Below are 13,227 nucleotides of genomic sequence, written 5' to 3' on the forward strand. Positions count from 1 at the left end.
GCGCCGGCGAACCAGGTACGTTCGCCGCCGAGAGAGGTGAGGCCCATGCTCGACTCAGCGGATTTGGTCGCCTTCGCACCGTCGACCGACCTGGAACGCTCACGTGCCTTCTACACGGACGTCGCCGGGCTCGAGTTCATCGAGCAGACCCCCTTCGCGTGCGTGTTCCGCAGTGGCGCGACGATGCTCCGCGTCACCGCCGTCGCCGAATTCACGCCGCAGCCGTTCACGGTGCTCGGCTGGGCGGTCGCCGACATCCGGGCGGCGGTGGCCGGGCTGCGCGACCGTGGCGTGGAGTTCCTCACGTTCGACACGCTGCCACAGGACACCGACAAAATTTGGACCACACCGGGCGGGCGGATCGCTTGGTTCCGCGATCCGGACGGCAACGTGCTCTCCCTGACCGAGTTCACTGGCAATTAAACAACAGTGTTGATTTAATGGGCGGATGACCGAAGCCGACCGCCTCGCCCAGCTCGCCGACCAGGAGGAACGCCTCCAGTTCACGAAGTTCGACAACGAGACGGCGCTCGCTCTCGGCGCCCAGTTGCTGGCCGCGGCGCGGGAGCGCGGACTGCCGGTGACGATCTCGGTCCGCCGCAACGGCCAGCGGCTCTTCCACGCGGCGCTGCCGGGGACATCGGCCGACAACGACGCGTGGATCGACCGCAAGAGCCGCGTCGTGGACCGCTACGGCCACAGCTCCTTCCTGGTCGGCACGCAGTTCCGCGCGAAGGGCGGCTCGTTCGAGGAGGACTCGCGCCTGGACCCGGACGAGTACGCCGCCCACGGCGGCGTTTTCCCGGTTCTCGTGCGCGGCGTGGGTCCGGTGGGGACGGTGGGGGTGTCGGGGTTGCCCCAGGCCGACGACCACGCGTTCGTCGTCGAGCAGCTGGAGCTGTTCCTGGCCTCCTGACGCTGTCGATCCGGCGCCTCCCCGGGTGACGTACTGGTACACGGCATCCGAGGAGGCACCATGAGCAAGCTGATCGCCACGACGTTCCTGAGTCTGGACGGCGTCTACCAGGGCCCGGGTGGCACCGACGAGGACCCGTCCGGCGGCTTCGACCTGGGCGGGTGGGTGACGCCGTTCTACGAGGACGGCATGGCGGACCTCGCCGAGGAGTGGATCTCGCGGGCAGGCGCGTTCCTGCTCGGCCGCCGGACGCACGACATCTTCGCCGCGCACTGGCCGAAGGTCACCGACCCCGCCGACCCGCTGGCTTCGCGGCTCAACGGCCTGCCGAAGTACGTGGTCTCGCGAACTCTGACGGATTCTCCCTGGTCGGGCACGTCGATAGTGGACGGCGACGTCGTCGAGTCCGTCCGGGACCTGAAGTCCCGGCCGGGCGACGAGATCCAGGTCCACGGAAGTGGCGCGCTGCTGCAGACGTTGATCGCCCACGACCTCGTCGACGAGTACCGGCTGTGGCTGTTCCCGGTCGTGCTGGGCAAGGGGCGGCAGCTCTTCCCGGCCGGGGTGGTGCCGAAGAAGTTCGAGCACGTCGAAAGCCGGCACACGGCCGCGGGCGTCACCGTGCTCGTGCTGCGGCCGGCCGGAAACCCGGAGTTCGACACGTTCCGGCTCGTGGCGGATTAACGGCTGGACGATCCTGCTACCGTCGAAGACATGAAGCGCGCAGCGAACACGACGACGCCGGAAAGTGTCCCGGCGCGCTGAACCATTCTCACCGAAGCCCGGGGCGGTCGCCCCGGGCTTCGTCTTGTGGCCGATCGCCTCGCCGTCCACGAGGAGTCCACAATGCACGATCACCGCAAGCTCGGCCGTGAGCTCGGCCTGTTCGACACCGACCCGCTCATCGGCGCGGGCCTGCCCTACTGGCTGCCCGACGGCGCGATCGTCCGCCACAGCCTCGAGGAGTACGTCCGCGGCCTGGAACGGCGCGCGGGGTACCGGCACGTCCATTCACCGGTGCTCGGCAAACGCGAGCTGTACGAGATCTCCGGGCACTGGTCGCACTACCGGGACGACATGTACCCGCCGATGGACGTCGGCGGTGAGCAGCTCGTGCTGCGGCCGAGCCTCTGCCCGCACCACGCGCTGATCTACCGTTCACGCGGCCGCAGCTACCGCGAACTCCCGTTGCGCATCGCCGAAATCGGCGGGATGTACCGCAGCGAGCTCTCCGGCGTGCTCGGCGGGTTGAGCCGGGTGCGTGCGATCCAGCTCAACGACGCGCACATCTTCTGCGCCCCCGAGCAGGTCGAAGCCGAGGCGGCCGCCGCGCTGGCGATGATCCGGCAGGCCTACGACGCGCTCGGCATCAGCCCGGCGCGCTACCGGCTTTCGCTTCCGGGCCCGGGCGGGAAGTACGTCTCCGGCGACTGGGACCGTGCCGTGGACATCTTGCGCTCGGTTCTCGACGGCCTCCCGTACGACGCGGTCGAGGGTGAAGCGGCCTTCTACGGTCCGAAGATCGACGTTCAGATCGTCGACAGCGCGGGCCGCGAATCGACCCTTTCCACCGTCCAGATCGACTTCCACCAGCCCGAGCAGTTCGGCCTCGAATACGTCGGCGCGGATGCGGCGAAACACCGCCCGGTCATGGTGCACCGCAGCATCATCGGCAGCGTCGAACGGGCGGTGGCGCAGCTGGTCGAGGTGCACGGTGGCGCGTTCCCGGCCTGGCTGGCGCCGGTCCAGCTGCGGCTGCTGCCGGTGTCCGCTGCCGAAGTGCCTTACGCACAGGAAATCCTCGAACAGTGCGACGACCTGCGCGCCGAGATCGCGCCGGAAGGCAGCCTCGGCGCGCGGATCCGGGACGGGCGGCTGGTGCCGTACCAGGTCGTGCTCGGCCCGCAGGAGGTCGCCGCCGGGCAGCTTTCCCTGCGGCTGCGCGACGGACGCCGGGTCGACGCGCAGCCGGCGGCGGACGCGCTGGCGTGGATCAGGGCGGAGGTCAAGCCGTAGCCGCGGCCAGCCAGCCGAACGCCGGCGCCAGGCTTTCCGGGGCGGCCCAACCGTTGACGATCGCGAGCAGCCGCAGGTAGCGCTCGCGCCGGGGATCGCCGACGAGGGCCAGCCATTCCTTCACCTGACCGGGATCGCGGCCGAGACCGTCGACGATCGCCCTGGCCGCCGGCGAGTCCGGTGCGATTCCGGCTTCGAGTGCCGGCGTGACGGCGTCGCGCACCTCGGCGGCCAGGTCGCGGCGCAGTCCGCCTTCGTGCTGCTCGACGAGCCGGCGCAGGAGCGCGCGGAACTCTTTGTCCCGCGTGAGTTCGGCCAGCTCGATCCAGGCCTCGACCTGCTCGGGGCCGGGATTCTCCGGCAGTTCGGGGGTCAGGGTGCGGGCGATGCCTTCGAGGCCGGGACGGTCACCCAGGGCTTCGGCGAGGAAGTCGTCGACCAGGCGACGTCGTTCCCCTTCGGACAACCGGGCCAGCTCGTGCATGAGAGTTGCCTCCTCTGTGGTCGGACCGCGCTTCGCCACGGCCGTCAGCACCGCGTGGCGCACGCGCAACACGCGGATCTGCACCTCCAGGGCTTCGGCGTGCCTCGCCGCGACGTCGGCGACGGTCGTCTCGCCGTCGACGATCCGCTGGATCGTGGCGAGGTCGACGCCCAGGTCCCGGAGCGTGCGGATGAGGTCGAGCCGGACGCGTGCGGCCTCGTCGTAACGGCGATGACCTGCGGTGTTGCGCCCGGACGGCGGCACGAGACCGCGGTCGGAGTAGAACCGGACGGCCTTGATCGTCAGCCCGGTCCGGCGGGCCAGCTCGCCGATCGAATACCGCATGCCCGTCAGCGTGACACCTCCCCTCGGGGGAGGTGCAAGGATCCACATCCGCCCGATCGTGTCGATCAGATGTTCGACGTTTCGCGGTAAAGTCGATCACATGAGCGAACGGACTAGGTCTCCTCCCGGATCCGGGTGACCAGCTGGGTCGGGTTCACGAACCGCAACGCGACGAGAAGGAGCACGAGCATGGACGCGGTGTAGATGGTCGCCATGGCGTCGACCGACTGGTTGGCGCGGATGCCCGCGGCGAACACGGAGTTGTACAGCGCCACGACGAGGGTCGTCGAGTCCGGGCCGGCGGTGAGGAACGTCAGCTCGAACATGCCGACCGTCCGGACCAGCACGAGGATCGAGGCGGCCAGGATCCCCGGCAGCAGCAGCGGGCCCAGGATCCGGGTGAACACCGAGACCGTGCGCGCGCCGGACATGCGTGCGGCGGCTTCGATCTTCGGGTCGATCTGCTCGATGAACGGCGTCATGGTCAACACGACGAACGGCACCGACGGCACCAGGTTCGCCAGGATCACGCCCGTGGTCGTGCCGGCCAGGTGGAACTTGTAGAGCACGGTGGCCAGCGGGATGCCGTAGGTGATGGGAGGGATCAGGATCGGCAGCACGAACAGCAGCATCACCAGGCGCTTGCCGGGGAACGAGCGGCGGGCCAGCGCGTAAGCGGCCGGGACGCCGACCGCCACCGACACGGCGATCACCACGAGCGCGACGATCGCGGTGGTGAGCAGGACGTCGGAGAGGCCGAACTCGCGCCAGGCGTCGGCGTACCAGTGGGTGGTGAAGCCGTCCGGGAGCCAGGTGCCGAACCACTGCTTGCCGAAGGAGTCGACGACGACCGAAAGCACCACGCCGGCAAGGTTGACGAAGAAGAACACGACGACGGCCCAGACGACCCAACGTCCGGGACGCGCGACCCAACCGGTCATCCCTTGCCTCCGGTCGCTCCGCGGTACAGCGTGCCGCGCCACGCCATGACCAGGCCGATCACGATCAGCATGACCACCGCCATGAGCATCGCGACGGCCGAGCCCATCGAGTAGTCGTACTCCTCGAACGCGGCGTGGTAGGCCGCGATCGAGATGACGCGGGTCTCGTTCGCGGGGTCGCCGACGAGCTGCGCCGAGGGGAAGACCGAGAACGCCATCACGAACGAAAGGCAGAAGGTGATCGCCAGGCCGGGAGCCAGGAGGGGCAGCGTGATGCGCCGGAAGCGCTGGGCCCAGTTCGCGCCGAGGGTCGCGGCCGCCTTCTCCAAGGAGGGGTCGATGCCCGAGAGATAGGACAACGTCAGCAGGAAGGAGAACGGGAAGCCGGTGATCACCAGGGACAGCAGCACGCCGGTGTAGTTGTGGATCAGCGGGAGCGGCTCGTCGGTGATGCCGAGGACCGTGAGCACCTTGTTCAGCCAGCCCGCCGGCCCGCCGTACATGATCAGGCCCTGCGCGGTGAGCACCGTGCCGAGCGTGATCGGCACGACGAGGATCGTCGTCAGGAGGCGCTTGCCGCGGACGCGGCCGCGCATCACGTACGCGATCGGGATGCTGGCGAGCACGTTGATGAACGTCGCGGGCAACGCGATGCCGAGCGTCGTCCAGATGGTGTCGCGCAGGTAGGGGTCGCCGAAGAACCGCGCGTAGTTGGCGAAGATCCCGCCTTGGCGCGGAGCGAAGGACAACTGGAGGCCGTAGAGGAAGGGGTACAGGAAGAGGCAGGCCGTGACCAGCAGGCCCGGCACCAAGAGGAACAGGGTGCGGTCGATGCCGCGTTCGGCCAGGCGGTGACGCAGTGCCGGGCGAGCGCTCGCGACGGCGGTCATGACGCGACCGCCGGAACGGGTTCGGCCGGGTCGCCGATCGTCGCGGCCGTCATGGCTCGAACACCAGGACGCGCTCGGCCGGGACGCCGATCCGCGTCGCGTCACCGGGGGCGAGGCGCTTGTCGGTCCGGAAGTAGACCGGCACGCCGCTCGCCAGCCGGGCCGAGACCGACAGCTCGCGGCCGTGGTACTCGACGATCTCGACCGTGACGTCGAGGGCGTTGGCCGCGCCGTCGCCGACGACGAAGTCCTCCGGGCGGATCGCCACCTTCGCCGGCCCCTCGGTGAGCGAGCCACGACCCGTCAGCCGCGCGCCCGCGCCTTCCACGGTGACCGACGAGCCCGTGGTTCCGGTGATCGTCACGTCCAGGAGGTTGCGGTAGCCCATGAACGAGGCGACGTAGCTGTTCACCGGCTGGGCGTACACCTCCTCGGGTGTGCCGATCTGCTGGACCGTGCCGTCGCGCAGCACCACCAGGCGGTCGGCCAGCGACAGGGCTTCCTCCTGGTCGTGGGTGACGTACACCGTGGTCAAGCCGAGCGTCTGGTGGAGGCGGCGGATCTCCATCCGCATCTCGAGGCGGAGCTTGGCGTCGAGATTGGACAGTGGCTCGTCCATCAGGACGACCGGGGGCTCCAGCACCACGGCCCGGGCGATGGCGACGCGTTGCTGCTGCCCGCCGGAGAGCTGCGCGGGGAACTTGGCCGCGTGGTCGGTGAGCTGCACCAGGCGCAGCGCCTCGTCGACGCGCCGGCGGGCGTCGGCGCGGCCGACCTTGCGCATCTTGAGGCCGAAGCCGACGTTGGCGCGGACCGACATGTGCGGGAACAGCGCGTAGTTCTGGAAGACCATCCCGAACCCGCGCTGCTCCGGGGGCAGCCCGTCGATGCGGGCGTCGTCGAGCCAGATGCTGCCGCCCGTCAGGGGCAGCAGCCCGGCCAGGCAGTTCAGCGCGGTCGACTTGCCGCAGCCGGACGGGCCGAGGAGGGCCACGAACTCGCCGCGTGCGATGGCGAGGTCGAGGCCGCTCAGGGCGTTCGCGGTGCCGAAGCTCCGGGACACCCCGTCCAGCCGGAGCTGCTCGAACGTCACTTCTTGCCGACCTTCGAGCCGCCGACCAGCTGGTTCCACTTGTCGAACGCCTTGACCTGCTGCTCGGCCGGCAGCGAAGTCTCCTTGGGGTACTGCGAGATCCACTGCTCGTACTCCGGGCGGCCGAACTGCTTGATCGTGTCCTGGCTCTTCTGCGGCGCCATCTGCAGGGTGACGTCCTTGACCGCCGGGCCGGGGTAGAAGTAGCCGTCGTCGTAGGCGATCGCCTGCTGGTCCGGCTTCAGCATCCACGCGATCAGCTGCAGGATCGCCGACTCCTGGTCGGGCGAGAGGCCCTTCGGAATCAGGGCGTACTGGGCGTCGGTGACCCAGTGCATCGGCTGCATGATCGCGGTCTTGACCGTGTTGGGCACCGTGCCGAGCTTGCGCGGGTTGATGTCCCAGCCGGTCGTCGACATGACCATGTCCACCGCACCGGACGCGAGGTTCTTCATCGTCTCGGTGGTGCCGGACGGGTAGTACTTCACGTACTTGCCCAGCTCCTGCAGGAACGCCCAGGTCTTGTCCCAGCCCTTGTCCGGGTCCTTCGGGTCCTTGTCGCCGAGCAGGTACGGCAGGCCCATCAGGAACGTGCGGCCCGGGCCGGAGTTCGACGGCTGCGCGTACTGGAACTTCTCCGGGTGGGCCTTGGCCCAGTCGAGCAGCTCCTGCGGGGACGCCGGCGCCGCCGGAACCGCGCCCGGGTTGAACTCCAGCAGCGGGCCGGACGGGTAGTAGACGACCTCGACGCCGTAGCCGTTGGCCAGTTCCTGCATCTTGGCCGCGGGCTCGAGGTAGTTCTGCATCAGGTTCGGGAACCGGCTCGAGAAGTCCGGGAGGACCTTCGCCAGCGTGCCGTTCGCGATGCCGGCGGACAGGCCGTCCGTGCCGCTGAGGACCAGGTGGGTCTGGGCGACGCCGCCGTCCTGCTCGGCCTTCAGCTTGCCCGCCATGCTCGGCGCGGGCGCCGTCGAATACGTGACCTTCGAAAGCACTTCCGGGTGCGCGGTCTTGAAGTTCTCGATCATCTGCTTCGTGAGCTGCAGGTTGCCCGCGATGTCGAGGATGTTGAGGTCGACGGGCTTGCTCGGCTTGTCGGGCACGGCCGACGGATCCGCCGCCTGGCCGCCGGCCCCGCCGGGCGCGCCACAGGCCGCCAATCCGGCGGCGAGGCCGGCCGCCAGGAGCGCTCGTCGGAATCGGAAGCCGGTGCGACGCTGCATGGCTGCTCCCTGGGTCCGTGATAATGTTGTATGTCGCATCGTATATCAGATCGGACATGCCAGTGGCGAGCACTTCTTCGGCCCGGAGGCCGCCGCCGCCCGTCTCGCGCACCGATTTCGTGCGTGACGCGATCAAGGAATCGATCTTGAGCGGCGAGTTCGGGCCGGGCGAAACGCTCGTCGAAGCCGAGGTGGGCGCGCTGCTCGGGGTGTCGAAGACGCCGGTGCGCGAGGCGCTGCGAATCCTCGCCGGTTCCGGTTTGGTCACGATGAGCACGTACAAGGGGGCGGCGGTCCGGGTCATGGACGCCGAGAGCGCGCACGCGGTGTACGACCTGCGCGCGCTCCTCGAGCCCGAAGCCGTCCGACGCGCCGTCGAGCGCGGCGCGGACTTCGGCGAAGCGCGACAGGTCCTGGCCGAGGTCGACATCGGCGCCGCGGCCGCCGACCGTGCCAAAGCCAGCCTGACCAACCGGCTGTTCCACCGCGCGCTCTACACCGGGTGCGGGAACCCGTTGCTGGTCGAGATCCTCGACGGCCTGCGCGACCAGGCCGCCCTGATCACCGTCACCGGCTGGGGCATCAGCCCGACGTGGCGGGGGGAAGCGGCCGAGCACCGGGCGATCCTGACCGCCGCCGAGAGCGGGAACGCCCGGCAGGCCGAACACCTGCTGCGCAAGCACATCACGGATTTCATCGACCGGGTCGCCTGTGGGCTGCCGGATGAACACAGCACCGACACGAAGGGGGCCCGATGACGTTCGAGGAGCAGAGGCGGCGGCTGTCCGGGGTGGTGGCGATCCCGGTCACGCCGTTCGACGCCGACGGTGCCGTCGACGGCGAGACGTACGCGAAGCTCGTCGACCGGCTGATCACCGGTGGCATCGAAGTCGTGACGCCGAACGGGAACACCGGCGAGTTCTACGCGTTGGACGCGGCGGAAGCCCGGCTGTGCCTGGAAGTCACGGTCGAGGCCGTGGCCGGGCGGGCCAGTGTGCTCGCCGGGATCGGCCACGACGTCGCGTCGGCGACGCGGGCCGCCGTGCACGCGCGGGACGCCGGCGCCGACATGATCATGATCCACCAGCCCGTGCACCCGTACATCTCCGGCGACGGCTGGGTCGACTACCACGCCGCGATCGCCGCCGCGGTGCCCGAACTCGGCGTGGTGCTCTACGTCCGCAACCCGGCGATCGCCGGCGAGCAGCTGCACGCGCTCGGCGAAGCGGCGCCGAACGTCATCGGCGTGAAGTACGCCGTGCCGGACCCGGTGCGGTTCGGCTCGGTCGCGCGGGACGCGGGCTTCGAGCGGTTCGTGTGGATCGCCGGACTGGCCGAGCTCTCGGCGCCCGGGTACTTCGCCGTCGGCGCAACCGGTTTCACGTCGGGTCTGGTGAACGTCGACCCGGCGATCTCGCTGGAGATGTTCCGCGCACTGTCCACAGGGGACTATCCGGCCGCGATGACGGTCTGGGAGCGGATCCGGCCGTTCGAGGAGCTTCGCGCCGCGAACGGGAACGCCAACAACGTCAGCGTCGTCAAGGACGCGCTGGGCCAGCTCGGCCTGTGCCGCCCCGACGTCCGGCCGCCGAGCCGGCTGCTGACCGCGACCGAACGCGAACGGCTTTTCGGCCTGCTCTCTTCATGGGGGCTTTCGTAACGGGCCGGTCCGCCGGCGGGCCGGGGCGCGGTGACGCGGAACCCGGCTCACCGGCGAGCCAACCGGCAAGCGCCGATCCGGCGGAAACCTCGTTGCCGCAACCCCAGTGGGCGCCCCGGGCGTCGCTCTGCGCGACTGCGGGCGGCTGCTCGCCGGCCCATCGGCCGGCCGGGCTGCGTGACGAACGGGTTCGGAACCCGGTTCAGCTCCTGTCCCGACCGGCGTGCTCCGGCCGGAAGCCACGGGGTGTGCGGTAGGTCACCGCCATCCCGATGTGGCTGACTGTACACCTCATCGGCGGCCCGCGGGCGATTGTCATCGGCCGTCCGAAATGGGACGCTGTAGGCATGCCGCGGAGCAAACCCGTGGCCAGGCCCCAGAGCCCTTCTTCGGGATCGGGTCCGGCTTGCCAAGCCGGAAGCCGTTGCTGGACAAGCATTCAAGCTGACCAGAACGGCGGCCATGACTTCGCTCCAGGCTTCGGAAACTTCGCAAGGCAGTGACTTCGCCGAGCTGTCCCGGCTCATCAAGGACGCCGGGCTCCTCCGGCGGCGACGGCGGTACTACTCGATCCGGATCGGGCTCAACCTCGCCGCGTTCGGCGGCGGCTGGGTCGCGTTCGCCTACCTCGGCGACTCGTGGTGGCAGCTCTTCCTCGCGGCGTTCTTCGCGATGGTGTTCGCGCAGCTGTCGTTCATCGGCCACGACGCCGGGCACAAGCAGATCTTCCGCACCCGCCGGGCGAACGACGCCACCGGGATCGTCCACGGTGGACTCACCGGGCTGAGCTACGGCTGGTGGATCGCCACGCACGCGCGGCACCACGCCAACCCCAACAACGAAGACGAGGACCCGGACGTCGACATCTCCTCGCTCGCGTTCAGCAAGGCGCAGAGCTCGCAGAAGCGCGGGTTCCTGCGCTGGATGGCGAAGTACCAGGCGTTCCTGTTCTTCCCGCTGCTGCTGCTCGAAGGCCTGAACCTGCACGTCTCGAGCGTCAAAGCGGTGCTGCGCAAGGATCTTCGCCGCCGCAAGCTGGAGTCCGCGCTGCTGATCGCGCACCTGGTGGCGTACCTCGCCGCGGTGTTCATCGTGCTGTCGCCGCTGACCGGGATCATCTTCATCGTGGTGCACCAGTTCCTGTGGGGCCTGTACATGGGCTGCTCGTTCGCGCCCAACCACAAGGGCATGGAGATGCTGTCGGCCGGGCACAAGCTCGACTTCCTGCGCAAGCAGGTACTGACGTCGCGCAACATCCGCGGCGGCCGGATCGTCGACTTCGCGCTCGGCGGGCTGAACTACCAGATCGAGCACCACCTGTTCCCGAGCATGGCCCGGCCGAACCTGAAGCACGCGCAGGTGATCGTCCGGGAGTTCTGCGACCGGCACGGGATTTCCTACGCGCAGTGCGGCTGGGCCCGCTCGTACGGTTACGTGCTCCAGCACCTCCACGAGGTGAGCGAGCCGCTGCGCGCGAAGAAAGTAGCGGCATGACACTGCGCGGCTCAACCGGGGTGTGGCCGAACTTACTCGCGCGTTAACAAGACGTCAGCGGCCGGCGGGAACCCGTCAGGACGGCATTCAGGAGAGATCACCGGAGGCACGAAGAGCGGTGTCCTGACGGGGTCCGATCCGCCGTGATGCCCGGAGGCACCCGTGACGCTCAGCGAGCTTCTTCCCAGCCTCGGCTGCGAAGCCGCCGACCACCTCGAGCCAGGAGTCTGGCCGCGAAGCACCCGACTCGGCGAAGACGGCGAACTCCTCTTCGCCGGCACGCCGGTCAGCCACCTCGCCGCCCGCTTCGGGACGCCGTCCTACCTCATCGACGAACAGCAGGTCCGCGACACGGCGCGCGAGTACCGCCGCGCGTTGCCGGACGCCGAAATCGCGTACGCGAGCAAGGCGCTGTGTACGCGGTCGGTGCTGCGTTGGGTCGCCGAAGAGGGGTTGTCGCTCGACACCTGCTCCGCGGGCGAGATCGCCGTCGCCCGCGGAGTCGGCTTCCCGGCGGAGCGCATGTTGCTGCACGGCAACGCGAAGACGCCCGAAGACCTGAAGGCCGCACTCGCGTACGGCGTCCGCCGGATCGTGGCCGACTCGCTGGACGAGATCGAGCAGCTCGGCGCGCTCGCCCACGGCGCGCAGCAGGTGATGATCCGCGTGACGCCGGGCGTCGCGGCCGGCGCGCACGCGGCCATCAGCACCGGCACCGAGGGCCAGAAGTTCGGCTTTTCGCTGCTCGAGGGCGTGCCGGACAACGTCGACGCGGCCGTGAAGGCCGTGCGAGACCAACCCGGGTTGCGGCTCATCGGTCTGCACTGCCACATCGGCTCCCAGGTCTCCCGCGTCGACCGCTACGAGGCCGCCGCGCGCCGGATGGCCGAGGTGCTCGTCCGGATCCGCGACACCCACGGCGTCACGCTGCGGGAGCTCGACCTCGGCGGCGGGCACGCGGTGCCGTACGTCGGCGGCGAGCCCGCGTTCGACCTCGGTGGCTACTCGCGACGTCTGCGCGTGGCGCTCGCCTATGAATGCGCGGCGCACGACTTTCCCTTGCCACGCTTGACGATCGAGCCGGGCCGGGCGCTCGTCGGGCCGGCCGGGATCACGGTGTACCGCGTGTGCGCGGTCAAGCGCGGCAGCCGCACGTTCGTCGCGGTCGACGGCGGCATGAGCGACAACGCGCGGCCGTCGCTCTACGGCGCGCGCTACACGACGCGCCTGGTCGGGCGGCGATCGAAAGCGCAGCGCGTCCCCATGACCGTCGTCGGCCGGCACTGCGAATCCGGCGATGTCCTCGCCGACGGCATCAACCTGCCCGGCGACCTGCACGCCGGCGACCTCCTGGCCGTGCCGTGCACCGGCGCGTACCACCACTCGCTGGCGTCGAACTACAACCAGGTCGGGCGGCCGCCGCTGGTCGGCGTCAAGGACGGCGTCGCGACGCTGCTGGTGCGTCGCGAAACCGAAGAGGACCTCAGCCGCCGCGACCTCGGCTAACCGCTTCGAGCCCGGCGAGCAGCACGCCCAGCGCGTACCGGAAGTCGTCCTCGACCGTCGAGCCGGCACGTTCGCGCAGGCCACGGGCCATCAGCGGGAACGGGAAGGTCTCGGCCGCGATCACCGCCGCCTCTTCTGAAGGGGGCAGCCGCGTCTGCGCCTCGACGGCCCGGCCGAGCACGAAGTGCACCAGCACCCCGGCCGCGCGGGTGGCCTCGCCGAGCGGGAAGCCCGCGTCGTGCAGCACCCCGACCGCGCGCTCGGCGAGGTCGCCGAGCGCGCGGGCCACGGTGAGGTCGGCGCCCAGCGCGACGCGGGCGCCGTCGCGGTGCGCGAGCAACGCCGTGTGCAGCGCGAAGCCCGCGTCTTCGAGCCAGGCGAGCCACGGCCCACCGGACGGCAGCCCGGCGACGACCGGCGCGACGATCGCGTCCGTCATGTGGTCGAGCAGGGCGCGCTTGCTCCGGAAGTGCCAGTACAACGCGGGTGCCTTGACGCCCAGCTCGGTGGCCAGCCGCCGCACGGTGAGCTTGTCGAGACCCTCGTCTTCCAGCAGTTTCAGCGCGACGCGCACCGCGTCGCCGACTTCCAGCGGCATGGTCCTCCTTGACGCCTTAACTAGTTAAGGACACTATCACCCTTAACAAGTTAAGGAGAAG

General features: G+C 69.8%; 14 protein-coding genes. 8 read left to right on the forward strand and 6 right to left on the reverse strand.

What is annotated here, in order from left to right:
- Nucleotides 1-45: 45 nt before the first annotated feature.
- The 4 genes from AB0M59_RS07630 to thrS all read left to right on the forward strand — a co-directional run bounded on the left by AB0M59_RS07630 (nt 46) and on the right by thrS (nt 2,932).
- Nucleotides 46-423, forward strand: coding sequence for a VOC family protein (locus AB0M59_RS07630; protein WP_364610305.1), 378 nt, complete (start codon nt 46-48; stop codon nt 421-423).
- 25 nt (nt 424-448) lie between these two features.
- Nucleotides 449-916, forward strand: coding sequence for a heme-degrading domain-containing protein (locus AB0M59_RS07635; protein ID WP_364610308.1), 468 nt, complete (start codon nt 449-451; stop codon nt 914-916).
- Between the two features lie 60 nt (nt 917-976).
- Entirely contained in the window at nt 977-1,600 is a 624-nt protein-coding gene (locus AB0M59_RS07640; RefSeq protein WP_364610311.1) for a dihydrofolate reductase family protein, read from the forward strand.
- Nucleotides 1,601-1,762: 162 nt separating this feature from the next.
- Complete coding sequence (thrS, locus tag AB0M59_RS07645) at nt 1,763-2,932, forward strand: threonine--tRNA ligase (protein ID WP_364610313.1); 1,170 nt, start codon at nt 1,763-1,765, stop codon at nt 2,930-2,932.
- Here thrS and AB0M59_RS07650 read toward each other — a convergent pair.
- From AB0M59_RS07650 to AB0M59_RS07670, 5 genes are all read right to left on the reverse strand, one after another.
- Nucleotides 2,922-3,761 carry a MerR family transcriptional regulator gene (locus AB0M59_RS07650; RefSeq protein ID WP_364610316.1) on the reverse strand — a complete coding sequence of 280 codons (840 nt, stop codon included), beginning with the start codon at nt 3,759-3,761 and terminating at the stop codon, nt 2,922-2,924. The genes thrS and AB0M59_RS07650 overlap by 11 nt on opposite strands.
- Nucleotides 3,762-3,874: 113 nt before the next feature.
- A complete protein-coding gene (locus AB0M59_RS07655) occupies nt 3,875-4,702 on the reverse strand; it encodes an ABC transporter permease subunit (protein ID WP_155547944.1) in 828 nt (275 codons plus the stop codon).
- Nucleotides 4,699-5,592: a sugar ABC transporter permease gene (locus tag AB0M59_RS07660; protein WP_364610319.1), complete on the reverse strand. Its 894-nt coding sequence runs from the start codon at nt 5,590-5,592 to the stop codon at nt 4,699-4,701. Before AB0M59_RS07660 ends, AB0M59_RS07655 begins: the two co-directional genes overlap by 4 nt.
- 49 nt (nt 5,593-5,641) lie before the next feature.
- The gene (locus AB0M59_RS07665; protein ID WP_364610322.1) at nt 5,642-6,685 is read right to left on the reverse strand and encodes an ABC transporter ATP-binding protein; all 1,044 of its coding nucleotides are present in this window, start codon (nt 6,683-6,685) and stop codon (nt 5,642-5,644) included.
- On the reverse strand, nt 6,682-7,908 hold the full coding sequence (locus AB0M59_RS07670; protein WP_364610325.1) for an extracellular solute-binding protein: 1,227 nt from the start codon (nt 7,906-7,908) through the stop codon (nt 6,682-6,684). Before AB0M59_RS07670 ends, AB0M59_RS07665 begins: the two co-directional genes overlap by 4 nt.
- Before the next feature lie 62 nt (nt 7,909-7,970).
- On the opposite strand from AB0M59_RS07670, the gene AB0M59_RS07675 reads away from it, so the two are divergent.
- From AB0M59_RS07675 to lysA, 4 genes are all read left to right on the forward strand, one after another.
- Complete coding sequence (locus AB0M59_RS07675) at nt 7,971-8,666, forward strand: GntR family transcriptional regulator (RefSeq protein ID WP_364610722.1); 696 nt, start codon at nt 7,971-7,973, stop codon at nt 8,664-8,666.
- Complete coding sequence (locus tag AB0M59_RS07680) at nt 8,663-9,568, forward strand: dihydrodipicolinate synthase family protein (protein ID WP_364610328.1); 906 nt, start codon at nt 8,663-8,665, stop codon at nt 9,566-9,568. Before AB0M59_RS07675 ends, AB0M59_RS07680 begins: the two co-directional genes overlap by 4 nt.
- A 462-nt stretch (nt 9,569-10,030) precedes the next feature.
- Complete coding sequence (locus AB0M59_RS07685) at nt 10,031-11,062, forward strand: acyl-CoA desaturase (RefSeq protein WP_364610331.1); 1,032 nt, start codon at nt 10,031-10,033, stop codon at nt 11,060-11,062.
- Nucleotides 11,063-11,224: 162 nt separating this feature from the next.
- Nucleotides 11,225-12,568 (forward strand): diaminopimelate decarboxylase, encoded by a 1,344-nt coding sequence (gene lysA / locus AB0M59_RS07690; protein WP_364610334.1) that lies wholly within the window; start codon nt 11,225-11,227, stop codon nt 12,566-12,568.
- Here the strand turns inward: lysA and AB0M59_RS07695 are convergent.
- Nucleotides 12,546-13,166, reverse strand: a complete 621-nt coding sequence (locus AB0M59_RS07695; RefSeq protein WP_364610337.1) for a TetR/AcrR family transcriptional regulator C-terminal domain-containing protein — start codon at nt 13,164-13,166, stop codon at nt 12,546-12,548. The two genes, lysA and AB0M59_RS07695, sit on opposite strands and share 23 nt — an antisense overlap.
- Nucleotides 13,167-13,227 lie beyond the last annotated feature (61 nt).

It is taken from the genome of Amycolatopsis sp. NPDC051371 (genome assembly GCF_040682155.1).
Lineage (GTDB): Bacteria > Actinomycetota > Actinomycetes > Mycobacteriales > Pseudonocardiaceae > Amycolatopsis.